This is a genomic window from Bradyrhizobium sp. MV1.5, assembly GCF_055807615.1.
In genome coordinates this window covers 1-311 of the sequence record NZ_JBVVPL010000129.1, presented here as the reverse complement: position 1 = coordinate 311, position 311 = coordinate 1, and the positions used below count along the sequence as shown (strand labels likewise).

Below are 311 nucleotides of genomic sequence, written 5' to 3'. Positions count from 1 at the left end.
GCGATCCTGGGAGCCGGAATGCAGGCGAAGTTGCAGCTGCAGGCTCTTTCGCTTGTGCGGCCGATCCACGAAGCGCGAATCTGGGCTCGTGATCACTCCAAGGCCACAACCGTGGCGCAAGACCTGTCCGTCCAATTGGGATTTCCCGTAAGGGCATATGCGGAGCCGAGATGCGCCGTGATGGGCTCGCATGTGATTGTCACGACCACGCCGGCCGAACAGCCGCTGCTGCGGGCGGAATGGCTGGAACCGGGACAGCACGTGACCGCGATGGGATCGGATGCCGAACACAAGAATGAGATTGATCCCGC

General features: G+C 62.1%; 1 pseudogene. It reads left to right on the top strand.

From position 1 onward, the window contains the following. Positions 1–311, top strand: a pseudogene (locus tag AC0L2J_RS34810) (ornithine cyclodeaminase family protein); the annotation flags it as partial.